Origin of the sequence: Halobacteriovorax sp. RT-2-3, assembly GCF_047085075.1 — a bacterium.
Classification (GTDB): domain Bacteria; phylum Bdellovibrionota; class Bacteriovoracia; order Bacteriovoracales; family Bacteriovoracaceae; genus Halobacteriovorax_A.
In genome coordinates this window covers 788,131-812,011 of record NZ_JBKIYF010000002.1, presented here as the reverse complement: position 1 = coordinate 812,011, position 23,881 = coordinate 788,131, and the positions used below count along the sequence as shown (strand labels likewise).

Below are 23,881 nucleotides of genomic sequence, written 5' to 3'. Positions count from 1 at the left end.
CTCCGATTATGAAGTATGATATAGTATAGAAATTATAAATCAACCTTCAGGAACTCTTGTTATGACAATAACTCAACTGGAATATGTATTAGCAGTCGATAAACACCGTCACTTCAGAAAAGCATCTGAAGAGTGTCATGTTTCTCAACCAACATTGAGTATGCAAATTCAAAAGTTAGAAGATAGCTTAGGCTTTGTTATTTTTGATCGCTCTAAGAATCCTATTGTTCCAACGATTGAAGGTGAAACTTTTATTGCACAAGCAAGAGTTGTTAATAAAGAATTTAAAAAATTAAAAGATATTGCAAGTGATCCAATCGTAGGTATAGAAGGTGAATTCAAGCTTGGAGTTATTCCAACTCTCGCACCGTACCTCGTACCACTTTTCTTAAGTCGCTTTGTTAAAGAATTTCCAAAAGTCGACCTTATTATTGAAGAGAGAACAACTGAAGAGATCATCGAAAAACTTGATCGCGATGAATTGGATGCAGGACTTCTTGTCACTCCACTTCACAATAATCAGCTAATTGAAAGAGTGTTATTCTATGAACCACTCTATGGATTTATAGCAAAAGATCACGAGTTATTTCATAAGAGCCAGCTCGAATTCTCAGATCTCGACAAAGATGGCCTATGGCTTTTACAAGAAGGGCACTGTCTTCGTGGCCAGGTCCTAAATCTTTGTCAGAAAGTAAAAGGCTTTCAACACTTTGAAAGTGGTTCTCTTGAAACAATTAAGAACCTTGTGGCCAAAGATAGCGGTTATACAATCATTCCACACCTGGATATGTTAGATCTAACTGGGACTCGTAAGAAAATGATCCGCTCATTCACTCCACCTGTTCCAACTCGCGAAGTTTCAATAGTTTATGGTCGTATTTTCTACAAAGAGAAGGTTATTGATGCACTTGAAGGACTAATCCTAAAAGTTATTCCTAAAGAGCTAAAAAGCTATAAGAATGCAGATGTTTCAATAATTCCTATTGATTAGGTGACATTTTAGCACCGCTATTTCTTGTCATTTTTAATTCATTTCTTACATTTGCTTAACTTTAAGCATTATTGACCTATAAAAAAGACACCTAGGTTCTTAAATCATGTTTATTTTCTTATAAATTACTCAATCAACAAGTTCACAAAAGGACTTGAAGAATTCCATAAGGAAGATTGGAGGAGAGGGTAATGTCAGTAAGAAGTTCCATGTTTTTATTATTAGTTGTTTCCACATTCTTAACAGTTTCATGTGGCCAAGGTGTTCCTGCTTCATCTAACGCAGATGTTTCGACAGGTTCAATCATCGTTGGTGATGTTAACTGGCAAGAAGTAATTGCTTTTGATGAATCATCAGAAGTTAGAAAGAATTCAAAAGCGGTAGCTGACATTCAATTTTCAAATACTGGCCGTTGTACTGGTTTCTTAATCTCAGACAATATTTTAATGACAAACCATCACTGCATCACTAGTGCTGCTGATGTTGTAGGAATGAAAGTTTTTATGAAACACGAAAAAGGTGTTTCAAAGTCTAACCAAGGTGAAATCAAATGTAGTGAATTTATCGGTAATGATGAGGAACTAGATTTTGCACTTGTTAAGTGTGAGGGAACTCCTGGACAGACATATGGTAAGGTTGAATTAGATACAACTGAGCCAGTAGAAGGTGATAGTGTTTATGTTATCCACCAAAATTGTGATTACTACACAGACTATGATTGTGACTGGACGAAGAAGGTTTCTGAAGGGAAAGTTGTTGGCCTAAGAGGAGATGTTCTATACGATGCGGATACATTGGGAGGATCTTCAGGTTCACCAGTATTTAGCGCAGACTCTGACAAGGTATATGCAATCCACCACGCTGGTTACGGCGGATGGGGAGGACGCGGAGTTTACAATGGTGCAGTATCAATGAGTCGAATTGTTCCTTTCATCTTAGAAAACTTCCCAAGTGTTTTAGCACAAGATCAAGATGATAGTGATTCTTCAGATACACCAAGCTCTGATAATAATACTGCTGAAACGGCAACAGAGTTAGGATCAAGTTTCTCTCAAAATGTTGAAATCGATAGCGAAGAAGATGTTGATTTTTACAAAGCAGAAATGAAGGCCGGTGAAGTATTAGACTTTAAAATCTTTTTCTCTCATAGTGAAGGTGATCTAGACTTTGAAGTTTTAAAGAAAATGGGATCAAGTTATAAAGTTGTATCTCGTAAAGAATCTTCAAGTGACAATGAAGCAGTAAGGCTAAAAGTTAACTCTTCAAATACTTACTATATCAAAGTTTACGGTTATAAAGGGGCCAAAGCTCAATACAAAGTAGAATTTAAAAAATAAATAATAAGGCCTCCAATCGGAGGCCTTTCTTATAGCTTCATTTTCAAAAAATCTAAAATACGATGTTCATACCAATAATATTTTTCAGAGGGAGATTTTATAAACCCTACGTGACCACCATTTTTTGGTACTTCGAGGTATAAATTACTTTTCCTTTGGGCCAATTCATATGGATAACTTTCTTCCGATAAGAATGGGTCATCATAGGCGTTAAGAATATAAAATGGGACACGAATTTTTTCCAAGTGACTAATTGGTGAAGCTTCTTCTCTATAGTGATTACCGTCACGATAGCCATAGATAGGCGCCGTAACATACTCATCAAAATCATCAATATGTTTAATACTTTTCACCTTATCTAGGTCAACAGGAAGTTCCATAACCTTGGCCTTCTCGATCACTTTCTTTCTCATGGAATAAACAAAAACATGACGATAGATATGACGTGAAATTTCAGTTTTTAATTTCACTGAGCAACCATTTAAGTCCATTGGTGAAGAAAGAATAAAGCCGCGATAAATCTTATGATTAACAACCTCGGGGTGTCTTCCTAGATAATTTGCAGTAATTGCACCACCTAGACTAATTCCCATTAAAGAGACATGCTCATATTCGTCAGAAACATTATCGACGAGAAATTTTAAGTCGTGATAGTCTTGAGCATTGTAAAACTTTTTAGTTCGATTTAGTGCTCCACCGCACGAGCGCATATCCCAGGAAATGACATCATAACCTTGAGAATTGAATTTTTTCATCATGTCCACAATATAGCGGTCTCGACCATTTCCTTCTAAACCGTGGGAGATGATGATGAGATGTTTGTTTTCAAGTGGAGAATTTGTTGTTGATCTATAGTAGCGTAGAAAGTCTCCATCTGGAGTTGTCAGTGTTCGCTTCTCAAATTTATGTCTAGGGGTTCTTCTTATAAAGAATGGGATGATCGTTTGTAAATGACCATTTTGTAGAGACTGATGACAAGTGTATCTTGATTCGATGACAGGCATTACGCTTCCTCCATCTCAATATTATAACGCAAAAAGTGGAAATAAAAAAAGGAGGTCAATGACCTCCTTTCTTATGAATTTATCTAAAAATTAGTTTAGAAAATTAATTAAAGTAGTTCTTTAGGAACACCTTTCGGAATAGCGCTTAGAAGCTTCTTTGTGTACTCATCTTGTGGGTTACGATAAACCTCGTGTGCTGGTCCGTACTCAACAATCTTACCTTTGTTCATAACACCGATTTCATCCGAGATGTACTTAACTACAGATAAGTCGTGTGAAATGAAGATATAAGTTAGACCTAGTTCATCTTGAAGATCTTGAAGTAGGTTAAGTACTTGCGCTTGAACCGATACATCTAGTGCAGATACTGACTCGTCACAGATGATAAACTCTGGCTTAAGAGATAGGGCACGTGCAATACAGATACGTTGACGTTGACCACCAGAGAACTCATGTGGGTAACGATTAAGGTGATCACCTCTAAGTCCTACTTTTTCAAGAAGATCAGCTGCTACAGCATATCTTTCTTTCTTTGATCCACCAATTCCGTGAATTACCATTGGTTCTGTTACGATATCACCAATAGTCATACGTGGGTTTAGAGAAGAGTATGGATCTTGGAAAATGATTTGCATTCTCTCACGCATCTCTCTCATTTCTTTTTTATTTAAATTAGTAACGTTGATTCCGTCATAAATAACTTCACCAGCAGTTGGCTCAAGTAGTCTTAGGATTGTACGACCAAGAGTTGTCTTACCACATCCAGATTCACCAACTAGACCAAGAGTACGACCTTTTCTAACTTGAATCGTTACATCGTCAACGGCCTTAAACCAGTCAACAGTACGACCAAAAATACCACCTTTAATAGGGAAGTGCTTGTTGAAGTTTTTAACTTCTAGAAGAACTGGATTATCTGTTTCGTTAATTGCTCTTGGTTTTTTCATTTCAAGGCTTGAAACATCAATATCTTCTTTTGCATTTAAGAAGTCATCTACAGTTAAAAGTCTAACTGGGTTTTCATCTAGACTTGGACGACAAGCTAGAAGTCCTTTTGTATATGGGTGTTGTGGATTTTCAAAAAGTGCTTTTGTTGTATTTTGCTCAACTAGGTCACCTCTAAACATAACCGCAACTTCATCAGCGATATCAGCAATTACTGCTAAATCATGCGTGATGAATAGCATACTCATGTTGTGTCTTCTTTGAAGATCAAACATTAGTTCAAGAACTTGCTTTTGGATTGTAACGTCAAGAGCAGTTGTCGGCTCGTCACAAATTAGAAGTTCAGGCTCACATGCCATTGCCATCGCAATCATTACACGCTGCTTTTGACCACCTGACATTTGGTGTGGATATTTATCTACTGATTCTTTAGGAGAAGGAATACCTACTTCTTCATATAATTCGATTGTTCTCTTACGAGCTTCCTCTTTAGTCATTCCTTGGTGAAGCATAAGAACTTCATCAATTTGATTACCTGTTGTGAATACAGGGTTTAGAGAAGTCATTGGCTCTTGGAAGATCATTGCAATCTTATTACCACGAAGTTGTCTCATTCTTTCATTAGAAGCCTTAGTTAAGTCTTCACCATTAAAAAGAATTTCACCTTCACTGATTCTTCCTGGAGGGTTAGGAATAAGTCCCATAATTGCTAAAGATGTTACTGACTTACCTGAACCAGATTCACCAACAAGCCCAACAGTTTTTCCTCTTGGAATACTTAGGTTTAAGCTTTTTACGGCCTTAACTCTTTCATCTTCTGTTTGAAATTCAACTGTAAGGTTTTTAATTTCCAGCATATTCTCTGCCATAGCATCTCACTTTTTAAACAATATTGATCAATTCTTGATTATAATAAAATCTTTTTGAAATCTTAATAGTAACTTAAATTTGTACCACTAACGACACATTATTTCACGACTTAATTCATCAAAAAATCTCGACAATTTACATGATTTCAATAGCTTAGTATTCTACATACTTACGAATTTGCTCTGTAAGGCCTTGTTGCGTTGTGACAATCTGCTCGCTATAAGCTTTTAAATCATCATTATTTAGACTTTCTACTTGAAAAGGCTGACCGTAAGCGACGTAGATACGTCCAAAAGGTTTAGGAATTTTTGTTTTATCCCAGCTCTTACTGATGCAAAAGCGGCGAGTGGAAATAGATTGAATGCAAAGTACAGGTGTTTCACATTCATGACTTACAACGAGGATGCCTTTTTTTGGGACATAGCTTGGCCCGCGCGGTCCATCGACTGTAATAGCAGAATTAAGTCTGCTCTCATTTATTTGTTCGATCATTGATTGTAGTGCTTTTGCTCCTCCACGTGATGAACTTCCACGAGTTGGACTAAATCCTAATTTTGCAATTGTGTCTGCAGCTAGGCTTCCATCTTTTGATTGAGATGCCATTGTAATTAGTCCCGTATCAAGTTCTGTTAAAACTGAAGTCGGGTAATGCTCATGCCATACGGCCAGGGCGTAATTTCCATGATTTCCCATTTGTTTTGCCAGATCTAAGTTCTCAGGATTTAAAACAACAATTTTTGATGTGAACTTAACAAATCTTAGGTACCAAGAAACTAATGTAGGAACTAATTTTAATAATATAGACATTTAATCATTATCTCAAAATTAAGATTCTTCGTAAATTAAGCAATTTAAAAAAAATCGGTGTTTATAAATTAGTCAATAATCTCTCAAAAAGTACATATAATGGGCAATGATGAAGATCAGTTGACTAAATTTTTACCTACGAATTACCATCTTTTAACTTAATTAAGATGAGCGTCATCCATGAATCGACTATGATCAAATTAGAAAGAGTTCTCGACCAATTAGCTCGGGAGCTACTTGTTCTACGCTGACCATGAAGGAGGTGTTATGGCAGGTTTACGAGAAATCAAGAAACAGAGAACGAGAGAAATGATTCTAAAAAACTCAATGGAATTATTTACTCAAAAAGGGGTCGATGAAGTAGGAATGCGAGAATTGGCCCAAGTGTGTGGATTGGGGATTGGAACTTACTATAATTACTTTAAGTCGAAAGAGGATGTCATCTTCAGTCTATTTAGAGAAAATTTGAATTCTGCAATTACGAACAAGCCTTTCCGCGTTGAAGAGAATGAATCAAACGCTGATAATCTTGCAAATAATTACAAGGCGATTTTTCAAGAATTAATGATTCACAAAAATATCGCTGATGAATTTTTATCTCTTGCGTACAATACAAAGAATATGGCCGATAATGACTCAGTCGCCGCTAGGTTGACCCCACAGATTGTTGATCTTTATTGGGGATGGGTACAACCGTTGTTTAGAAGTGCTGGAATTATTATTCGCACAGAAGAGGAAGAAGGCTTTAGAAGAATGCTTTGGCATCACTTCTTATCTAGCTTTCACGCCTACACATCTTCATTTGGAGCTGAAGAGAGTATTGATTACATTCGCTTCACTTCTCGCCATCTATTAGGTGGCCTAAATTCAAATTAATAGTAAGGGAGCTACGGCTCCCTTTTTTACTTTAATTAAGTCTCCTCGTCCTAGAAGCTCTCCGAAAAGTAGGATATGCCCTTTAAAAAAATATTCTCAACCATATTCTTTATCATTCTCTTACTGTCATGCCTTGATGAGGGAGTGGATTCTCCGCTAAGAGCTCCGGCAAGTATCTATCAGTATAAGGTTATCTCCTATACTTCTAGTGCAATTGAGTGTCGTGGCCATACCGATGAGAGGGATATTGAAGGAACACTCTTAGAGACAGTTCCTCTCGGTCCACAAGGTCAGGCACCTACAAATATTTGTGGAGAAGAGTTAGGCTCTTTAAATAGTGATAAGATACGCCTTTACTAGATTTCTATGAACCAATTCTAAATTGGCACCCCTATTGCAACATAATATTTCAAATAAAAGAAATTGAACGGAGTTTCAGCCTTCTACTGACTTTATTGCTGAACAAACTTTGTACAACTGTTTAAGGAATATTATGCGAGACCTAATCTTTAAGAGTTTACTGACTACTTTATTAACAGGGGTGACTTTTGCTTATAGTGGGCAAATCCTAAAGCTTAATAAAGACAGCGTTCCAAAAGAATTTACAAAAACTCTTGAAGTATTTATCGCACAAGTTGATGAAAAGATACCTACATCAGTAAGAGAAGCTATTGGTGAGAAAATTGAAATTACTTTCTCTGATTTTAAAGAGAATAAAAATATTAGAAATTTTCCAAAGGATCGTTGTAACGAATCAGTTCCAGTAAAATACGGAAGTGTAAGCTACTTTGATCGCGATGAAATCAATATCTCTTCACTCTTTATAAAAGAGATTATTAACGGTGACGAGAGTGTTGAGCAGTTTAACTGTGGTCATAAGAATTATGTAAGAAAAGCACAAGCTACAATCTTGCATGAATTGGCCCACCTTTATGATCTTAAAAAAGTTAGAACAAAAGAACATAAGAAAAAAGCAAAAATTTGTCGTGATGAAAAAGAAGATCGTAATCATGTAAGTGATGAGTGTCGAGCAATTCTATCCCAAGATACGAATAGAAACTCTATTAGTGGCCTATTTTCATTTTACAAACTTGCAAACTGGAAAAAAGGATTCTTTTCTAAGAAAACGAAAAACTTATCGTCTAAAAGATCTGTCGACGCTTATGAATTTGAAAATTTAAAAGAGCATAACGCTGTAAATTTTGAATTTTTCCTAATGGATAAAGAGTACAAGTGTAGAAGACCGTCTTATTACAAGTTCTATAGTGAGCTATTAAATCATATTCCGTTTCCTAATTACGATTGCAAGATCTTTTCTGAAATCGTTTTAGATGACTTAAAAGTTACTAGAGATATCGATCCAAGTCGTGTTTACCGAATCGATTATTTACTTGCTTCAAAAGGTGACTCAATGATCTCAGGATTTGGTCACTCAATGTATCGTATTGTTCTTTGTGCACCTTTTAGAAAGAAGGTTGATGAGAAGTGTTTAAAAGACAAGCTTTATCATGTTGTTCTTTCTTACCGTGCCAATGTTACAGATATCAAAAGTGACATGTTAAAAGGTGTTCTTGGTGGATACGACTCAGTTCTATTCATGCTTTCTTTCCCTGAGGTTATTAATGAGTATAACGGAGGAGAGTTAAGGGATCTTATTAGCCAACCAATCTATTTATCTGAAGAACAAAAAACAGACTTCATCAATAAGGTGTTAGAGGTTTATTGGGAATATGAAGGTGACTATAAGTTTATCACTAATAACTGTGCTTCAGAGTCTAATGAGCTTTTTCAATCAGCTCTACCAAATAATGAATTTGCCTATGAGAGAGTAATCCTTCCTTATTCTCTGCTAGATAAATTTACTGAAAGTGAATTCTCTAAGGAAGAGGATTTAGAAGATACACAAAAAGCCCAAAAGCAAGGAATGTTCTTCCCAAGTGATATTGAACTTTTAAAAGAAGTAAAAACATCTTTATTTGGAGTTGAAGAATCAGACTACACTGTTAGAAGACGTCGTGTAGGTGGTGGCCGTGATCATAAATACAAAGAAGTAAAAAGAGAAAAATTTATTAAAGATATTTTAGAAGAATTTGATGTTGATCGTCTGTTTTCTAAATTTGAAGAATTAAATGAACTTAGCGAAACAGTTGATGTGGAAAGAAAACTTAATGATCTTTCAATCCTAACAGGTGCAATCTTTAAAATTAAACAATCTTCAATTGATGAAGAGGTTGGGAACTTCCTGGATAAGAATATGGAAGAAGAAACACCGCTTGGTCTAAGAATTAAAGAGTGGAATGAAATGAGAAAGTCTAGCCGTGTAAAGGCCAATGACTCAAGCTACGGAATTCCATTAGTCTTAAGAGACTCTGACTTTGATAGACATAATGTGAAAAGCGCTGAGTTAGAGAAGATCGAAAATCAACTACTAGAAGACGTAAAAAGTAACTATGAAAAAGAAGTTCAAGATTTAGCACGATTACTAGATCTAATTAGAAATATTCGTGATCAAGCAAGAATTATTTCAATGAAAGCATATAAATAACAAACAAAAAACAAAAAACAAAAAACAAAAAAAGAGGAGAAAATTATGAAAAAACTTACTACAGCGACACTTATGACACTTATGGCACTTCAAGCAAATGCTATTGAGGTAAGAGATGCATCTCTTGGAGCATCTTCAAAGGTTTCTGAAGCTATTTATGATGCAGGAAAAAGCGCTACAGATAAAACGGTTGAAGTGGCTGACTTTACTGGTGAGCACCTAAAGGCATTTATTTCTAAGAACTTAGAGTCATCTTATAAAGCTTCTGAAAAACTAGCTAAAGAAATCGTAAAGCTATCTGAAGTATCTAAGCCAGCTTTTCGTTTTACAGCTGATGGCCTAGCAATGGTATTTGAAATCTCTGGTAAAGGGACAAAGCAAACTTTAAAAGTGTCTAAGAAAATCTATATCTTCCTTGAGCCAACTCTTGAAGCAACAGGTGAATTTTTAACTGAACTTCTAGAGCTTGCATTTGAAGGAACATCAGAAGCATCAGAGCTAATTACTGACATTAATGAATTCCTTTCAAGAGTTCTTGAGAAGCCAATTGATATCACTAAGATGACTCTTGAAGAGATCTTTGAGCTAATCGGAAAAGCAAGTGAAAAGTCTACTCAAGCATCAGAGTTCCTTTTAGGTGCAGAAAACTTTGAAAAAGGTATTGAGTACTCTGGAAAAGGAATTTCTTTAACTTCAAATGGTATTGGAGCTGCGTTCTATCTTGTATCACAGGCAACTACTGGAATTTCTCAGCTATTTGACTTCAATAGAAAAGAAAGAGAGCAAATTGAGCAAATGGTAGAAAGAGGTGACGTTGAAGGTCTTGCTGGGCTACGTGATCTAATTAGACACAATATCAATGAAGAAATTGTAAACGGTGAGGATCTTAATAAGCTTCTTGATGATAATGCGATCGATACTTATATCAAGCTTAGACTAACAGTTCCTAATCTTGAGAATAAGCTAGAGGAAATCTACGGACGTCAAATTGTAAAATAATAACTTTTTTAAAAAGGATTAATAATGAAAAGAACAACTTCAGCTATTTTACTTACTCTATTATCACTTAATACAGTAGGTGCCGATATTAGAGATGCTGCATTTGATGCCTCTTCAAAGGTTTCAGAAGCAATCTATGATGCGGGCAAGAGTTCAACGAGACAAACGGTAAAAGTCGCAGACTTTACTCGAGAGAAGCTGGAAGCTCTAATTTCAAAAGGGCTCCAATCTTCGTACCGTGCTTCAGAAAAAGTAGCTGAAGAAATTATTAATCTTTCAGAATTTTCTAAGCCAGCGTTCCGTCTAACTGCGGACGGAATTGCTATGGTTTTTGAAGTATCTGGTAAAGCGACTAAGTCTTCAATTGAGGTAACAAGAAAGATCTATGTTTATTTAGAGCCAAGTTCTGATAAAACTGAAGAATTCTTAACTAAGATCATTGATCTTGCATTTGAGGGAACATCAGAAGCATCTGAATTGTTAACTGATATTAATGAGTTCTTATCAAGAGTTCTGGAAAAACCTCTTGATATTTCAACGATGGCAACTGAAGAAATTGCAGATCTTCTTTCAAAGGCCACAAGAATGACTCATCTTGAAAAATTAATTGAGTTAGCTCTAGATGGAACAACTAAAGGTAGTGAGTTATTGACAGATATTAATGATTTTCTATCAAGAGTTCTAGAGAAGCCTATCGATATTTCTGTTATGACTTTAGAAGAAGTATTTAAGCTAATTGAGAAGGCAAGTGTTGAGTCGTCAAAGTTAACTGAACTTCTAATTGGCGCTGATAATCTTGAGAAAGGTACTGAGTACACAGGAAAGGGAATCACTTTAACATCAGAGGGTGTTGGAGCTGCATTCTATCTTGTTTCTCAAGCAACAACTGGAATCTCTCATCTTTTTGACTTTAATAGAAAAGAGAGAGCTCAAGTTGAAGCGATGATGGAGAGAGGTGATATTGAAGGGATTGAGGGATTACGAGATCTAATTCGCTACAATATCAATCAACAGCTAGAAAATGGAGAGGACTTAAACCGTCTTCTAAATGATAACTTAATAGATACTTATATTAAGATGAAATTAACAGTACCAGAGCTAGATCAAAAGCTAGAGTCATTATACGGATTAAAATAAGAAAAAAGCCTAGGATTTCCTAGGCTTTTTTATAGTTTAAATTCTCTGTGAAAGTATTTGAAAGTTAGTCCGTCGTATTGATTGAAACAACCATAGACCTTACCATCTACAATAGCAGGAGTCGATGCTAGATCATCTCCAGCAAAGTCATAAAGCCTTCTTTTTGGCCACAGTGACTTTATCTTATTAAGTTCACTTATTTCATAAAAGTAGAGGTTTTGAATATTTTTTGAAATTAAAAAACCATTATGAATAACTGCTTTAGGCATATGAAGAGCTTCTCTGTTTTGACGAATTGAAAGAACATTATCTTGATTCATATTTTCGTCTAGAATAACAAGACCCTCAAAAGCTCTCTTCTTTGTCGAAAAGTTATAAGTCACATTATCAAGCATAACAAAGATTCGTTTGCCGTCATTATCAATACCAGTGGCAGTCGAAACTTGGCTCGAATCGTGGGGTAGGTCGAAGTTGTGAGCTGATTCTACATTATATGAAGATAGGTCGATCTTCATTAGTCCAAGAGAGCCATGAGCGATAAAAAGTTTATCATTCATTATTGTCATATCTTGTGCTGATTGATGTTTTTGTATAATTGGTAAGTGGGTTGAAGGGAAGCTTGTTACAAATTCGTAATTATTGAGATTATGTACAAATACATAATCTGGTGTCAGGATATAAAGCTTACCTTTATATTCCTTTACTGAACGTATTTCATACTTTGAAAAAATCAATCTAATTTGTTCTTCTTCAAATTTATAGAGAAATGGCCCTTTGAAAATGTAATAATTTGATCCTGATTTATAGTGGCCAGTATCACCTTTTTTAGATGCACAGAATGAATCAAGATTTCCCTCCGATGCAAATGCAATCAAAGATATAATTACGACTAGTAGTACTTGTTTCATCTTTCCCCCTAAATTTATTTAATATAATAATTATCGAGTTGTATTTCTTGTTCGTCAAAAAAACCTGACAAATCTTGATGAAGCGTGTTAGAAAGTCTCATGCTAGATAGAATCTTCATTGAAATTTCAAATATTTGCAACTTGCAGTGCACGTTCTGTCCTGTTGTAGAAAGAGATAAGAAGGTCATGACGCCAGAAGATTTTGAAAAAGTCTTAATCCAGGCAAAGCCTCTTGCAAAGCAAGTGTGTCTGCATCTAATGGGAGAGCCACTGGCACATCCTAACTTCGTGAAGATTATGGAGATATGTGAGCGTAATGAGGTCCCAGTTCAAATTACAACTAATGGGGTGGTCATTGCATCTCGAAAAGAAATTCTTCTTAAAAGCAAAGTTTTAAGACAGATTAATTTTTCGATTCAAAGTTATAAAGACAATTTCCCAAATCGCGACTTCAATACTTACCTAAGACCAATTTTAGATTTTTCAAAAGAGTTAAATGAAACTTCACCTGAAACATATGTAAATTATCGTCTTTGGAACCTAGGCCGTAATGAACAAATTATGAAAGAAAATGAAGAGGTGTTTCAGACTCTAGAGAGATTCTACGATATTGAAATTAATCGTCGTACTCAAGTTGAGTCGATTAAGAGTAAAAGAATTTGGAATAAGGTTTATCTTCACTTTGACTCACATTTTGATTGGCCTGATTGGAATCTTCCAAACCAAGGAACACAAGGGCGCTGTCATGCCCTAAAAACACATATTGGAATTCATGCAGATGGAACTGTTGTTCCTTGCTGTCTGGATAAAGAAAGTCAAATTCCATTAGGAAATGCAATTGATCAAGACTTAAAAGCAATCCTTAGTTCTCCACGAGCAGTCGCAATGAGGCAGGGGTTTGATAATAATAAGCGTGTTGAAGAGTTCTGTCAGCACTGTACATATATCAATCGATTTCAAAAATAATTAATTAATAATACTTTTCAATTTTTGTAAGTTAGAAACCATCGCTTTACGGTTTTTAATTGGAAAGTTCTTTAGTTTAAGAGAGATCTTTTCTTGAACTTCACTCCACACATCACTGTAAAGTTGTTGGCCCTTAGGGCTTAAGCTTAGAATTGTTTGTCTGGCATCTTCACTAGACTTACTTTTTATTACGAGTTCTTCATCCACTAAAATATTAATAGTTTTAGTCATTGCAGGCTGGCTTATTCCGTGGTGATCAGCTAGTTCTCCAACTGTACTTAGTCCTCGGCCAATATTGGAGAGCGCCCTAAATTGAGGATAGGAAATATGTGGGGATGCCGCTTCTCTGAGTTCACTTCTAATAGAGCGAATAATAAATGGCATGACATCTAAAAGTATTCTTGAAAATTCTAAGTCTTTCACGTCTTTAGTATAAACCAAGGATGTACCGATCGTAAATTAATGCAGCAGCTGGAGAGCTGCTGCGGAAGGTTTTTTAATTATTGCTCAACTTCCAGATCAGAATCGTCTGAAAGCTCAGTATCTAAAGTAGTATCTGTAGTAGCTGAAGCATCTACACAATCACCAGTTGCTGCACAATCTGTTGCTGGTGCTGATTCTTCAATAACTGCTGCTTCATCAGAAGCAACTGAATCTGACCAATCTTCATTTGCGTAAGAAACAAAAGCTGATGATAGTAGAACTAGAAGTAGTAATTTTTTCATAATTAATCCTCATATGGTTTTAGTTATATAACTTGGTTATATATATTTGTTATATATTATTCCTTTCCAAAATTCCGTACAATAAAAAAATACAGTTTTTGTGTAAAACTTTTGTCGTTATAATAAAATCTGTCAGTTAAGATCAGATATAGGGGGGAAGTAATATGTGGAAACCACCAAAAATTGAAACAAAAAGGCTTGTGCTTAGAGAAATTAGGTTAAGCGATAAGGATTCTATTTTTGAATATGGAAAGAAGCCTCATATTTCGAAGTATACCCTATGGGAGCCTCATGAGTCAGTTGAAGATAGTGTCGACTTTATTGAAAAGTACGCATTTTCAAACTATGAGCAGGGGATACCAGAACCATTTGCTATTACTTTAAAAGAGAATGACAAGCTTATCGGTTGCGTCGGTTGCTTTTGGGTCTCGACAAAGAATAAATGTATGGAATTGGCCTATGTTTTAAACGATGACTTTTGGGGGAAGGGGATTATCGTTGAAGCCGCCCAGGAAGTGATAAATTATTGTTTTGAGAACTTTGATATTGAACGCATTCAGTGTCGTTGTAAGGCCGAAAATCTTCAAAGTGAAAGAGTCATGCAAAAGCTTGGGCTTAAGTATGAAGGACTACTTAGAAATGAAATTTATCATCGTGGTAAGCATTGGGATATGAAGTATTATTCAATTTTGCGATCAGAAATAGAATGATGTTTCTAGAGTTGCAAAAGTGTGATTAGTGGCACCTTTAAACTGAGGGCCATGCCAGTTCGCTTTCAATGTCACTCTCATACTTCTAAAAAATAGATTAAAACCAGCATCTGCTTTGTAGTAAATATCTTCCATGTCTTCATCTGAAATAACGTAGACTGATTCAACCTTTTTTGAACCTTGTAGAACAGCATCGAAAAAGTTTGCGACATAAGAGCCGTTAGCAAATAATTCAAAGAAACCAAGCCTCATTCCAAATTTAAGACCAATTTCGACATCTCGCTTAAGCCCACCGTAATGCCCTTGTAGCCAAGGAGATAATTCAAATATTGGACCTCGATTGATCTTAATAATTTTAAATTCTCCATTAAAAAAGTATTGATTACTTATTTGATTCTGCCAGCCATTAACTTGCGAAGAAGGTGTCATTTTATGAAATATATTTTGTAAAATACCTGCTTTAGCAGATGGGCCTTGTTGTCCTGTCCATAGATCCGCACGAAGATAGTAATCGCTATTAACGTGAGAGATTCCAAGAATTCCGTAGAGTAGGCCAGTATAAGGATGGTCTCCTTCTACTACAGTGGTACTTAAAGTTGCTTCAGGTGTATAGATTTTATGAGCAACTCCAAAGCGCAACTTTGTTAATGAACCTTGAGAGTAGAGCCTACGCTGATACATCAGTTCAAGACCATTAGAGTAATACCTATCAGTTTCAAATGGAGCATCATTATCGATTTTTATTGAAAATTCGTTAAGAGGCCTACTTTGCGCGAAAGCTGATAAGGTAAGAGTGAATAGGGTGACTATGAAGAACCACTTCATTAAACGATTGTATCATTTTAGGAAAAATCCACATCGAGATGGCCAACTTTGCTTGTTTAATTAAGTTAAATACTATTATTTCAGTTAGTTATGAAGATAATAGTGATTAAAGGTATTCTTGTATAGTTTACAATAAATAAGATTGTCGACTTTTATGGTGCTATAAGCATTTCACTATGAATAGAATCGATTTGAAAGACAAAGTCATTGTTATTACAGGCTCTACTGGAGGCCTAGGTGCAGCTCTAAGTGTTGAACTAGCTGAACGTGGCGCAAAGCTTGCGTTGATGGATATTGATAGTGAAAAACTTAGAAAGCAGGCTAGTGAACTAGGAGGCTTAGCTCTAAGTATCGATGTAACTAGTTATGAATCTCTTGAACTGGCCATGGCAAAGGTCTTTGATTGTTTTGGAAAAATAGATATCGTCGTAGCAAATGCTGGTATCACAAAAATGGCGCCAATGATCTCTTCAAGCGAAAAAGACTTTTCACAGGTGATTGATATTAATCTAAATGGTCCATGGCGCACATTCAAAGCAGCTCTTCCATATATTACACAAAGCAAGGGGTATATGGCCGCAATCTGTTCGATGGCCTCTTTCGTTCATTGTCCTTTACAAGCATCTTATGCTGCAAGCAAGGCAGGACTTCATGCTGTTTGCAATAGTGTTCGCATGGAAGTTCGACATCTTGGTGTCGATATTGGAAGCTTTCATCCGACATTCTTTCCATCGCCATTAATGGATGGTGTGACAAGTGACCCTGTCGGAAGTAAGCTTTGGGGTGGCAATAAAGAAGGTCCTTGGAAGATGATCTCCCTTGAAGAGGTCGTCTCTGAAATTATCTCTGGAATTGAACAAAGGGCCGAGCAAGTCGTAATTCCAAAACGTAAAACTCTTGTTGCTAAGGCCAGTGGTTTCTTTAGACGCTATATCGAACGTCGTGGCTTTAAAGGGAATGAGATTGAAGAAGCAATTTCTCTTTCTCAAAATAAATAATTCTATAAACTCTTAGTGAGAATTCGGGGCCATCTGATATTCATCGCCATTATTTAATAAGTGGACTACTTCAGTAAAGTCGTGTGCAGACGCAATTACTTCTTCCGTGTCATTGGCAAGTTCATGGTCATAAAGGTAGTGATCAATACTATCTTGAAGCTTTTGATATAACGGTAATAACTTCGTTTCAATCTCAACAGCAAATCTTGATGATGTTTCATGTTTAACAAGTTCCTTTATACTTTTGTATATTGATTCTTGTTTATGAAAGAAGCCAAGAACTACTCTTGAAAAATAGATTACAAATGACATGAATAAGATACAGTTAACAATATCATTAACGACTAGTGAAAGTAGGCATGCAGATATTGTAAGGCTGTAGATATATTTAATTCTTGTATTTGCTGCAAGAACGATTGTGAATAGGTAACTACTTAGTAGTAGTGGAAGCGCCGTAGCCGAACTTGAGTTTAGATAATACTTCAGTGTAAATAGTAGTTGAGCATTAAAGAGATAAATATAGCTTATCTTTTGAATCGAGAAGTGATTTTTCGTCTTATAAAGGTGAAAGGCAAAAATCAAAAAGTTAATAACAATGGCCAAGCCAGAATAAGAAATATTTGCAACTGGATTAAAAAGATCTACAGCAAAGAATGCGTAAAAGGCAGTCATTGATAGAATGACGATAATCGATGATCTTTTAAAGTTGTTAAAAATTGGAATATTAAAAATATCTACTTGATGATCGAGTAAGTGATCAACATCATCGAACTCCTTCATTAAGAAGTCTTCAATACGATTACTATTTTTTCTCAAACTATTCTTAATCTTATCTTTATCGTCTAAGCCTGAAGAAATCATCGCAAGCATATTATTGATTGGATTGAGTAAGTTGTGAGTGAAGTAACTCTTTAGATTTAATATATTCTTATGAAGTTCTTTTTTATGCCAAATCTGATTCGCATTATTCTTAAAAGTAATCGATTGAATAGAGCTTACTGTCGTAATGAAAAGATGCAAGAATGTGACGAGAACAAGGCTTTGATCTTTAAGGAAGTAATTATTCGAGGCCATGATAATAAAGTGTAGAAGACAGTACTTAATATTTGTATGTTGTAAGTGAAACGCTAAAACAATAATTCCTGCAATATAACAAAGTGAACTTGTGGCAGAATAATCTGCAAGGCGAGGGTAAATTGACCAAATGAGACTTTCCACTACAACTGAGAAAAATATCACAAATGAAATATTTTTTTTAAAGAGTTTCTTATAGAAAACGATCGCCATAATTGAATCAAAGACAATCATATAATTCATCGTCGTTAGAAGATGCGGTTCAATATTATAGAAATAAAAGATTACGTATAAGACAATCATCAGAAGAACTGCAAGAAAGTGCATCTCGAAGAATTCTCGATATTTTTGATCTAAATGGTAGTAATCATTCACCAAAACTTTGTCCTGTGCAATCATAATTAACTAATTAGCTTTTATAACCTCTTAAAAGTATATTCATTATACAATACTTTATATTTGAAAAAAGTACATATTTAGTCCAGTATTGGTTAACGAGATTTTAGCTATTTATAGAATTAATGTGATTTTATTGTCTTAAGTAGGCAAAAAAAAAGCCGCTTATTGAAGCGGCCATCATTTTATTTCATAACTTTTAGGAACTCGATCATAAACTCCTTATAGACGGAGTTACTGGCCTTTAGTGCCGCTTGATAGGCTTTCTTAGCGTCAACTTTTTGAAGCATGTGTAAGTGGGCCTCTAGTTCTTCTTTTGATAAGCTTTCGTATGACATATCGAGGGCCAGTTTTATATTTCTTCCCTGTGCATCCAAAATTGCATCAGTTTGCTTTTGAGCGTTAGCAACGACTTCGTTTATATTCATTGTAGGATTTCTTTCTTGTTCAGTATGTACCATCATTGCCTGAATTAAACTCTTAGACGAAGCTGTTGATTGCTCTAGAAGTGCAGCTTCTTCAATAATACTGTTCACAATCTCTCTTTTATCCTCAGGAAGTGAGTATTCCTTACCATTTGTTATAAGATCTACAATCTTGTCCTGTGTTTGCTGAGCATTTTCTTGTAATTTTTTAGAGGTCTCACTATCTTGAATCTCAGCAATTGCCTCAAGTTCATCTAGGTCTAAGTTTTCATATGACTTTTCAAGCTTCTCTTGAAATGGAAAGTTTCTTACTAGTTCAAGAAGCTTCTCTTTTTTCTGTGGAGATTTCTCATTAAACTTTTTATTTTTAAAAGCATTTTCAAATGTTTCATTTAACTTTGCTTTAGATAGATCTTTTAAAATTTTTTTGATGACTATTTTCTTTTCACTCAAAAGCTCTGGACTATCATCTATCTTCTTCGCGGACCCACTCTCTGCTAGAGGACTACTGGCCAAGTTCGTCGACTTTTGCTGTTTTTCTTTTTCGACTTTTTGAGTAGGAGTTTTTACTGCTACATCGTCTTGTGTTTTATCAGAACTTGCGACAAAAAAATAAATCGCTATAACTAGTGCCGGTAAAATCCAAATAAGTTTCTTCATATATCCCCAATAATTAAAATCAGAACTCATATCATTTGTTCTATTATGCTAATAGGTTTACTAATTATTTTGCGAGATTATTTTTATTTAGGCGTATTGTAAACGAAGTGTGTAAAAACTAAGATAAATCCCACCTTATAGTGTAGTAGATGGTTAAGTGAAATGGTTGAAAGTGTTTGAGAAAAGAAAGGCGTAGAAAATAAAAAAGCCAGACTAGGTCTGGCTTCTTTATAAAACTGGTACTCCCAAGGGGATTCGAACCCCTGTTACCGCCGTGAAAAGGCGGTGTCCTAGACCGGGCTAGACGATGGGAGCGCTAACTTAATTCCCGGATTTGGAAACCAAAAAACATTAAAATGGTGATCTCTCTGCGACTCGAACGCAGGACCCTCTCCTTAAAAGGGAGATGCTCTAACCAACTGAGCTAAGAGACCATCTGTGTTTTGGTGAGATTGAATATAAGTAATCTTGGTTCAGAAGTCAACAGGGAATTTAAAAAAAATAAAAAAAAAGTGTAATTTTTTTAAGAAGTTAATTTTATTTACCCTTAGTATTTTTTATCGCCCACCTTGTCATCAAAGGCCTTATGAGCTAATTTAGCCCACTATTACTAGTGTTTTAAGAGGTAGGCTTCAGTGACAACAGAAGTAGATTCAACAAATAATGAATTAGAAAATTTTGATGGAAAAAAAGTAGCGTTTCATACTTTGGGCTGTCGTTTAAATTTTTCTGAGACAGGAACAATTTCTCAAGGCTTTGTTGAGCGTGGGTATAAGGTTGTTGAGTTTGGTGAGCAAGCTGATGTTACTTTTATTAACACATGTACTGTAACAGATAGTGCAGATTCAACTTGTCGAAACTTAATTCGTAAGGCACACCGTTCTTCTCCAGATGGAAAGATTGTTGTGGCAGGCTGTTACGCTCAAATGGATGCGCCAAGAATTGCAAAGATGACTGGTGTTGATCTCGTTTTAGGAACAAGTGAAAAATATAAAGTCTTTGATTACTTAAACGAAGATGAAACAGATACAATCCACATCGATAAGTCTAAAGACTTCTTTGGTGCTGCAACTTCTAAAGAAGAAGGACACACTAGAGCTTTCTTAAAGATACAAGATGGATGTAATTACGTTTGTTCATTCTGTATTATTCCTTTTGCTCGAGGACGCTCAAAAGCGGTTTCAATTGCACAAGCAATGGAAGAGGCGAGAGCTGTTGTTGCTCAAGGTTTTAAAGAGATCGTTCTTACTGGTGTAAATATTGGTGAGTACGAAACTACTTCAGGTGAAAAACTTTTAGATCTATTAAAAGAGTTAAATGCTCTGGAGGGTTTAGAGAGAATTCGTCTTGGTAGTGTTGAGCCGAATACGATTACAGATGAGCTTCTTGATTATATGCACGCTAATCCAAAGTTTCTTGATCACTTCCACGTACCTATGCAAAGTGGGAATGATGAAATTCTTTCGGGAATGAAGCGTAAGTATACTGTAGAAGATTATAAGACGATCATTAATAAAATTATCACGCGTTTTCCAAACGCTGGAATTGGAGCAGATGTAATCTGTGGTTTCCCTGGAGAAACTGATGAGCAATTCCAAGATACTTTTAACCTTTTAAAAGAGTTACCAATCACTCACTTCCATGTGTTTCCATATTCTAAAAGAAAGAATACAGTTGCTGCACGTATGGAAGACCATATTCAGCACCCAGTAAAAAAGAGTCGTGTAAAGACTCTTATGATGCTTGGAGATGCTAAGCTAAATATGTTCTCTGAAGACTATATCGGAGAGACATCTCAAGTTCTTTTTGAAAAGAAAGACAAACAAGGCCTATGGGAAGGTTACACTTCAAACTTTATTCGCGTTAAGGTTGCACATGATGGTGATTTAAAGAATCAAATCCATCAAGTTCGCTTAATTGAGTTTAAAGAGAATAAGGTTTTTGCTGAGTTATGCTAGATGCTGCGGCGCTCACGATCTTTTTGACAATTAATTAACAATTAAAAACGTTTTCCTAACACAACTTGAACACTCAGGTGGATGAATTTTTATATTCTAGTTTTGTCAGTAGGAAACAAGGTTGGCAAGCCTTAGAATTTTTTGTTCTGCTTTTAAAAAACTCCACTTGCCGATTTTAATTTCTCAAGTCCCTCTCTGAATCTGAAGAAGTGTCTTACTGGCGAAAATCTTTGTGCTACTGCGTACATCTCTCTCTCCCGCTGTAGCACAAGGGCTTTATAAATTATAAATCCATCGCGCTTATTAGAAGATGCGATTGAGCATATACCACACACAATCTATGAGTAGCTTTGAATTAGGCACTCGCCTCAATGATGGTTTTCTGCGACGGCCATCTCAAAAAAAAACGACACAAGATGGATATAGGCCCCGAGGTAACTCAGGGCCGAAGTTCTAATTTAAATTTAGAAGTATTCTTTTAGAAATTTGATTTCAGATCTTTCTGGACCAAAAGCAATGATCCCTACAGGGATTTGAATCGCTTCTTCGATAAGAGCAATATAGTCTTTAACTTCTTGTGATAGCTCACCTTTGAAGTCATCGTTAAAGCCGGGTACTTCTTTTAGGATTGGCTTAACCTTTGCAAGATCAATTCCCGGATAAGCACAATCGATCGTACGACCTTCGTACTCATATCCTGTACAAACTTTTAGAGGTCCCATCTCACTTAGAACATCTAATTTTGTTAAAGCGATAGAAGTTAGGTTAGAGCATTTAACAGAGTATTTTAGAAGAGGGAGGTCAAGCCATCCACATCTTCTCTTACGACCTGTTGTCGCTCCAAACTCGCCACCTTTAGTTTGAATATCATCTCCCATTTGATCAAATAATTCAGTAGGGAATGGGCCTTCTCCAACTCTTGTTGTGTAGGCTTTTGTAATTCCTAGTACTTCTTCGACTGTTCCACCAGGAAGTCCTGCTCCTGAGTAAATACCTGCATAAGCAGTAGAAGAAGATGTTACGAATGGATATGAACCAAAGTCGATATCAAGTAGAACACCTTGTGCACCTTCAAAAAGAATTTTCTTTCCAGCGCGTTTTGCCTCATCAAGGAAGCTGAAAGTGTCACAAACAAATGGTTCAATTTCTTTTGCAAGAGTCATTAGTCTTTCAACTTCTTCCTCTACACTTGGAAATTCACATTCATATAATTTAGTGAATAATGTTTCTTTTTCTAAAAGGTTTGCTTTCAATTTCTCTGTAAGGACTTCTTTGTTAAAAAGATCTTTTACTTTGATACCCTTGCGTGAAATTTTATCTTCGTATGCAGGACCAATTCCTTTTCCTGTCGTTCCAATTTTGACAGGACCCTTTGCTTCACGTTGACCGTCAAGAAGGCGGTTGTAGTAAGTGATAACAGAAGTGTTAGAAGATATCTTTAGTTTTTCAGGAGAAACAGTTAGACCAGAATTTTTTACATTTTCTATTTCTTTAGAAAATGCTTCTGGATCAAGTACAACACCGTGACCAATAACTGATACACAGTGATCGTGTAAAATACCTGAAGGGATTAGGTGAAGAACAACTTTTTTTGTTCCAACGATGATCGTATGACCTGCGTTGTTTCCTCCTTGGTAGCGAACAACAACATCGCATTTTAGTCCAAGTAGGTCAGTGATTTTTCCTTTACCTTCGTCTCCCCATTGAGAACCAATAATCGCAAGTGATTTCATAATTAAGCTTTAACCTCGTGTAGTAAATTATCGTTTAAAAAGAATTCTTTCAGTTGATTTACGGCCATCTCTCCAACTCTTAATTGAGCTTCATCAGTTGAAGCTCCTAGGTGTGGAGTTAGAACAAGATTAGGAATCTTACGAAGAGGTGAGTCTTCTTCAAGTGGCTCAGTTGCGAAAACATCAAAGCCTGCTGCTTTAAATTTCTTTTCCATAAGAGCAACAGCTAAGTCTTGCTCATTAACAATTCCACCACGAGATGCATTTACTAGAATTGCATGTGGTTTCATTTTATTAAATAGATCCTTGTTTACCATTCCTCTTGTTGCATCCATTAAAGGAGTGTGAAGTGTAATAATGTCACAAGTCTCAAAAATTTCTTCGACAGTATTTGCTTTAGTAACATAATCAAGATCACTCGATTCACAGAATGGATCAAAGAACTTAACTTGTGGCTCAAATCCTTGAAGACGTTTTGCAACGATCTTTCCAATTTGGCCAAAACCAACGATACCAACTTTCTTATTTGCTAGTTCATTACCTGTGTACTTAGACTTGTCCCATCCGCCGTTTTTCATTGTTGCGTCTGCGGCAGCTGTATGTCTTAGAACTGTCATCATAAGTGCGATAGCATGTTCAGCTGCTGAGTTATTATTAGCGCCTGGAGTGTTTGAAACTTTAACTCCACGCTCACCACATTTAACTTTATCGATATTATCTGTTCCCGCACCTGCACGGATTACATATTTAAGATTTGGAGCAAGTTCAAGATATTCTTCTCCAATCGTAGTTGATGATCTAATAACAAGAGCACTTGCTTTTGGTAGTAGTTCTTTGATCTCGTCTTGAGATAATTTTGGTTTTGGGTGAACTTCTAATTCGCTGATAGCTTGTAGAGATGCAAAAACTTCTGCATCCATTCCATCACAAACGACGATAAATGGTTTCACTCAGGCCTCCATGGATTTTTTAAGTTTTTCTTGTATTGCGAT

The 23,881-nt window shown here is 35.9% G+C and carries 22 protein-coding genes and 2 tRNA genes; 11 read left to right on the top strand and 13 right to left on the bottom strand.

Annotated elements, in window-relative coordinates:
* The first annotated feature begins 61 nt into the window (after positions 1-61).
* Together ACMAYX_RS09795 and ACMAYX_RS09790 are read left to right on the top strand one after the other, a co-directional pair.
* Positions 62-991: a LysR substrate-binding domain-containing protein gene (locus ACMAYX_RS09795; RefSeq protein WP_103217738.1), complete on the top strand. Its 930-nt coding sequence runs from the start codon at positions 62-64 to the stop codon at positions 989-991.
* 191 nt (positions 992-1,182) lie between these two features.
* A complete protein-coding gene (locus tag ACMAYX_RS09790; protein ID WP_412471692.1) occupies positions 1,183-2,328 on the top strand; it encodes a trypsin-like serine peptidase in 1,146 nt (381 codons plus the stop codon).
* A 29-nt stretch (positions 2,329-2,357) separates the two neighbouring features.
* Here the strand turns inward: ACMAYX_RS09790 and ACMAYX_RS09785 are convergent, their stop codons facing one another.
* The 3 genes from ACMAYX_RS09785 to ACMAYX_RS09775 all read right to left on the bottom strand — a co-directional run bounded on the left by ACMAYX_RS09785 (position 2,358) and on the right by ACMAYX_RS09775 (position 5,954).
* Positions 2,358-3,332, bottom strand: a complete 975-nt coding sequence (locus tag ACMAYX_RS09785) for a YheT family hydrolase (RefSeq protein ID WP_103217740.1) — start codon at positions 3,330-3,332, stop codon at positions 2,358-2,360.
* A gap of 107 nt (positions 3,333-3,439) precedes the next feature.
* Positions 3,440-5,146, bottom strand: a complete 1,707-nt coding sequence (locus tag ACMAYX_RS09780) for an ABC transporter ATP-binding protein (protein ID WP_103217741.1) — start codon at positions 5,144-5,146, stop codon at positions 3,440-3,442.
* A gap of 154 nt (positions 5,147-5,300) precedes the next feature.
* Positions 5,301-5,954: a lysophospholipid acyltransferase family protein gene (locus ACMAYX_RS09775; RefSeq protein WP_103217742.1), complete on the bottom strand. Its 654-nt coding sequence runs from the start codon at positions 5,952-5,954 to the stop codon at positions 5,301-5,303.
* 267 nt (positions 5,955-6,221) lie between these two features.
* Here ACMAYX_RS09775 and ACMAYX_RS09770 point away from each other — a divergent pair, with 267 nt between their 5' ends.
* From ACMAYX_RS09770 to ACMAYX_RS09750, 5 genes are all read left to right on the top strand, one after another.
* Positions 6,222-6,830, top strand: coding sequence for a TetR/AcrR family transcriptional regulator (locus ACMAYX_RS09770; RefSeq protein WP_103217743.1), 609 nt, complete (start codon positions 6,222-6,224; stop codon positions 6,828-6,830).
* Between the two features lie 144 nt (positions 6,831-6,974).
* Positions 6,975-7,190 (top strand): hypothetical protein, encoded by a 216-nt coding sequence (locus tag ACMAYX_RS09765; RefSeq protein WP_412477731.1) that lies wholly within the window; start codon positions 6,975-6,977, stop codon positions 7,188-7,190.
* A 133-nt stretch (positions 7,191-7,323) separates the two neighbouring features.
* A complete protein-coding gene (locus ACMAYX_RS09760) occupies positions 7,324-9,375 on the top strand; it encodes a DUF4105 domain-containing protein (RefSeq protein ID WP_412471694.1) in 2,052 nt (683 codons plus the stop codon).
* A 45-nt stretch (positions 9,376-9,420) separates the two neighbouring features.
* Positions 9,421-10,374, top strand: a complete 954-nt coding sequence (locus ACMAYX_RS09755; protein WP_392993478.1) for a hypothetical protein — start codon at positions 9,421-9,423, stop codon at positions 10,372-10,374.
* Between the two features lie 24 nt (positions 10,375-10,398).
* Positions 10,399-11,511 (top strand): hypothetical protein, encoded by a 1,113-nt coding sequence (locus tag ACMAYX_RS09750; protein WP_103217747.1) that lies wholly within the window; start codon positions 10,399-10,401, stop codon positions 11,509-11,511.
* Between the two features lie 29 nt (positions 11,512-11,540).
* Here the strand turns inward: ACMAYX_RS09750 and ACMAYX_RS09745 are convergent, their stop codons facing one another.
* A complete protein-coding gene (locus ACMAYX_RS09745; RefSeq protein ID WP_103217748.1) occupies positions 11,541-12,419 on the bottom strand; it encodes a hypothetical protein in 879 nt (292 codons plus the stop codon).
* Between the two features lie 99 nt (positions 12,420-12,518).
* On the opposite strand from ACMAYX_RS09745, the gene ACMAYX_RS09740 reads away from it, so the two are divergent.
* A complete protein-coding gene (locus ACMAYX_RS09740) occupies positions 12,519-13,385 on the top strand; it encodes a radical SAM/SPASM domain-containing protein (protein WP_103217749.1) in 867 nt (288 codons plus the stop codon).
* Here the strand turns inward: ACMAYX_RS09740 and ACMAYX_RS09735 are convergent, their stop codons facing one another.
* A complete protein-coding gene (locus ACMAYX_RS09735) occupies positions 13,386-13,808 on the bottom strand; it encodes a MarR family winged helix-turn-helix transcriptional regulator (RefSeq protein ID WP_146037834.1) in 423 nt (140 codons plus the stop codon). It abuts the gene before it with no gap.
* Positions 13,809-13,885: 77 nt separating this feature from the next.
* Positions 13,886-14,110, bottom strand: a complete 225-nt coding sequence (locus ACMAYX_RS09730) for a hypothetical protein (protein ID WP_103217751.1) — start codon at positions 14,108-14,110, stop codon at positions 13,886-13,888.
* 164 nt (positions 14,111-14,274) lie between these two features.
* Between ACMAYX_RS09730 and ACMAYX_RS09725 the strand changes: the two genes are divergently transcribed.
* Positions 14,275-14,820: a GNAT family N-acetyltransferase gene (locus ACMAYX_RS09725; RefSeq protein ID WP_392993472.1), complete on the top strand. Its 546-nt coding sequence runs from the start codon at positions 14,275-14,277 to the stop codon at positions 14,818-14,820.
* On the opposite strand, the gene ACMAYX_RS09720 is transcribed toward ACMAYX_RS09725, so the two are convergent.
* Entirely contained in the window at positions 14,806-15,645 is an 840-nt protein-coding gene (locus tag ACMAYX_RS09720; RefSeq protein ID WP_412463434.1) for a lipid A-modifier LpxR family protein, read from the bottom strand. The two genes, ACMAYX_RS09725 and ACMAYX_RS09720, sit on opposite strands and share 15 nt — an antisense overlap.
* 176 nt (positions 15,646-15,821) lie before the next feature.
* On the opposite strand from ACMAYX_RS09720, the gene ACMAYX_RS09715 reads away from it, so the two are divergent.
* Entirely contained in the window at positions 15,822-16,643 is an 822-nt protein-coding gene (locus ACMAYX_RS09715) for an SDR family NAD(P)-dependent oxidoreductase (RefSeq protein ID WP_412471695.1), read from the top strand.
* A 12-nt stretch (positions 16,644-16,655) separates the two neighbouring features.
* On the opposite strand, the gene ACMAYX_RS09710 is transcribed toward ACMAYX_RS09715, so the two are convergent.
* The 4 genes from ACMAYX_RS09710 to ACMAYX_RS09695 all read right to left on the bottom strand — a co-directional run bounded on the left by ACMAYX_RS09710 (position 16,656) and on the right by ACMAYX_RS09695 (position 19,632).
* Positions 16,656-18,092, bottom strand: coding sequence for a hypothetical protein (locus tag ACMAYX_RS09710; protein WP_146037835.1), 1,437 nt, complete (start codon positions 18,090-18,092; stop codon positions 16,656-16,658).
* A gap of 206 nt (positions 18,093-18,298) precedes the next feature.
* The gene (locus tag ACMAYX_RS09705; RefSeq protein ID WP_412471696.1) at positions 18,299-19,198 is read right to left on the bottom strand and encodes a hypothetical protein; all 900 of its coding nucleotides are present in this window, start codon (positions 19,196-19,198) and stop codon (positions 18,299-18,301) included.
* 237 nt (positions 19,199-19,435) lie between these two features.
* A tRNA-Glu gene (locus ACMAYX_RS09700) sits at positions 19,436-19,513 on the bottom strand.
* Positions 19,514-19,555: 42 nt separating this feature from the next.
* Positions 19,556-19,632: transfer RNA gene (locus ACMAYX_RS09695), tRNA-Lys, on the bottom strand.
* A 201-nt stretch (positions 19,633-19,833) separates the two neighbouring features.
* Here ACMAYX_RS09695 and mtaB point away from each other — a divergent pair.
* Positions 19,834-21,156 (top strand): tRNA (N(6)-L-threonylcarbamoyladenosine(37)-C(2))-methylthiotransferase MtaB, encoded by a 1,323-nt coding sequence (mtaB, locus tag ACMAYX_RS09690; protein WP_103217757.1) that lies wholly within the window; start codon positions 19,834-19,836, stop codon positions 21,154-21,156.
* Between the two features lie 464 nt (positions 21,157-21,620).
* On the opposite strand, the gene ACMAYX_RS09685 is transcribed toward mtaB, so the two are convergent.
* Entirely contained in the window at positions 21,621-22,889 is a 1,269-nt protein-coding gene (locus ACMAYX_RS09685) for an adenylosuccinate synthase (protein WP_103217758.1), read from the bottom strand.
* A 2-nt stretch (positions 22,890-22,891) separates the two neighbouring features.
* Entirely contained in the window at positions 22,892-23,839 is a 948-nt protein-coding gene (locus ACMAYX_RS09680; protein ID WP_103217759.1) for a hydroxyacid dehydrogenase, read from the bottom strand.
* Positions 23,840-23,881: the final 42 nt, after the last annotated feature.

Coding starts and splice junctions, on each gene's coding strand:
- ACMAYX_RS09720 (WP_412463434.1), bottom strand. CDS start 15,645: ATGAAGTGGTTCTTCATAGTCACCCTATTCACTCTTACCTTATCAGCT.
- ACMAYX_RS09740 (WP_103217749.1), top strand. CDS start 12,519: ATGCTAGATAGAATCTTCATTGAAATTTCAAATATTTGCAACTTGCAG.
- ACMAYX_RS09780 (WP_103217741.1), bottom strand. CDS start 5,146: ATGGCAGAGAATATGCTGGAAATTAAAAACCTTACAGTTGAATTTCAA.
- ACMAYX_RS09760 (WP_412471694.1), top strand. CDS start 7,324: ATGCGAGACCTAATCTTTAAGAGTTTACTGACTACTTTATTAACAGGG.
- ACMAYX_RS09795 (WP_103217738.1), top strand. CDS start 62: ATGACAATAACTCAACTGGAATATGTATTAGCAGTCGATAAACACCGT.
- ACMAYX_RS09725 (WP_392993472.1), top strand. CDS start 14,275: ATGTGGAAACCACCAAAAATTGAAACAAAAAGGCTTGTGCTTAGAGAA.
- ACMAYX_RS09745 (WP_103217748.1), bottom strand. CDS start 12,419: ATGAAACAAGTACTACTAGTCGTAATTATATCTTTGATTGCATTTGCA.
- ACMAYX_RS09785 (WP_103217740.1), bottom strand. CDS start 3,332: ATGCCTGTCATCGAATCAAGATACACTTGTCATCAGTCTCTACAAAAT.
- ACMAYX_RS09790 (WP_412471692.1), top strand. CDS start 1,183: ATGTCAGTAAGAAGTTCCATGTTTTTATTATTAGTTGTTTCCACATTC.
- ACMAYX_RS09775 (WP_103217742.1), bottom strand. CDS start 5,954: ATGTCTATATTATTAAAATTAGTTCCTACATTAGTTTCTTGGTACCTA.
- ACMAYX_RS09730 (WP_103217751.1), bottom strand. CDS start 14,110: ATGAAAAAATTACTACTTCTAGTTCTACTATCATCAGCTTTTGTTTCT.
- ACMAYX_RS09770 (WP_103217743.1), top strand. CDS start 6,222: ATGGCAGGTTTACGAGAAATCAAGAAACAGAGAACGAGAGAAATGATT.
- ACMAYX_RS09685 (WP_103217758.1), bottom strand. CDS start 22,889: ATGAAATCACTTGCGATTATTGGTTCTCAATGGGGAGACGAAGGTAAA.
- ACMAYX_RS09705 (WP_412471696.1), bottom strand. CDS start 19,198: ATGAAGAAACTTATTTGGATTTTACCGGCACTAGTTATAGCGATTTAT.
- ACMAYX_RS09715 (WP_412471695.1), top strand. CDS start 15,822: ATGAATAGAATCGATTTGAAAGACAAAGTCATTGTTATTACAGGCTCT.
- ACMAYX_RS09750 (WP_103217747.1), top strand. CDS start 10,399: ATGAAAAGAACAACTTCAGCTATTTTACTTACTCTATTATCACTTAAT.
- ACMAYX_RS09755 (WP_392993478.1), top strand. CDS start 9,421: ATGAAAAAACTTACTACAGCGACACTTATGACACTTATGGCACTTCAA.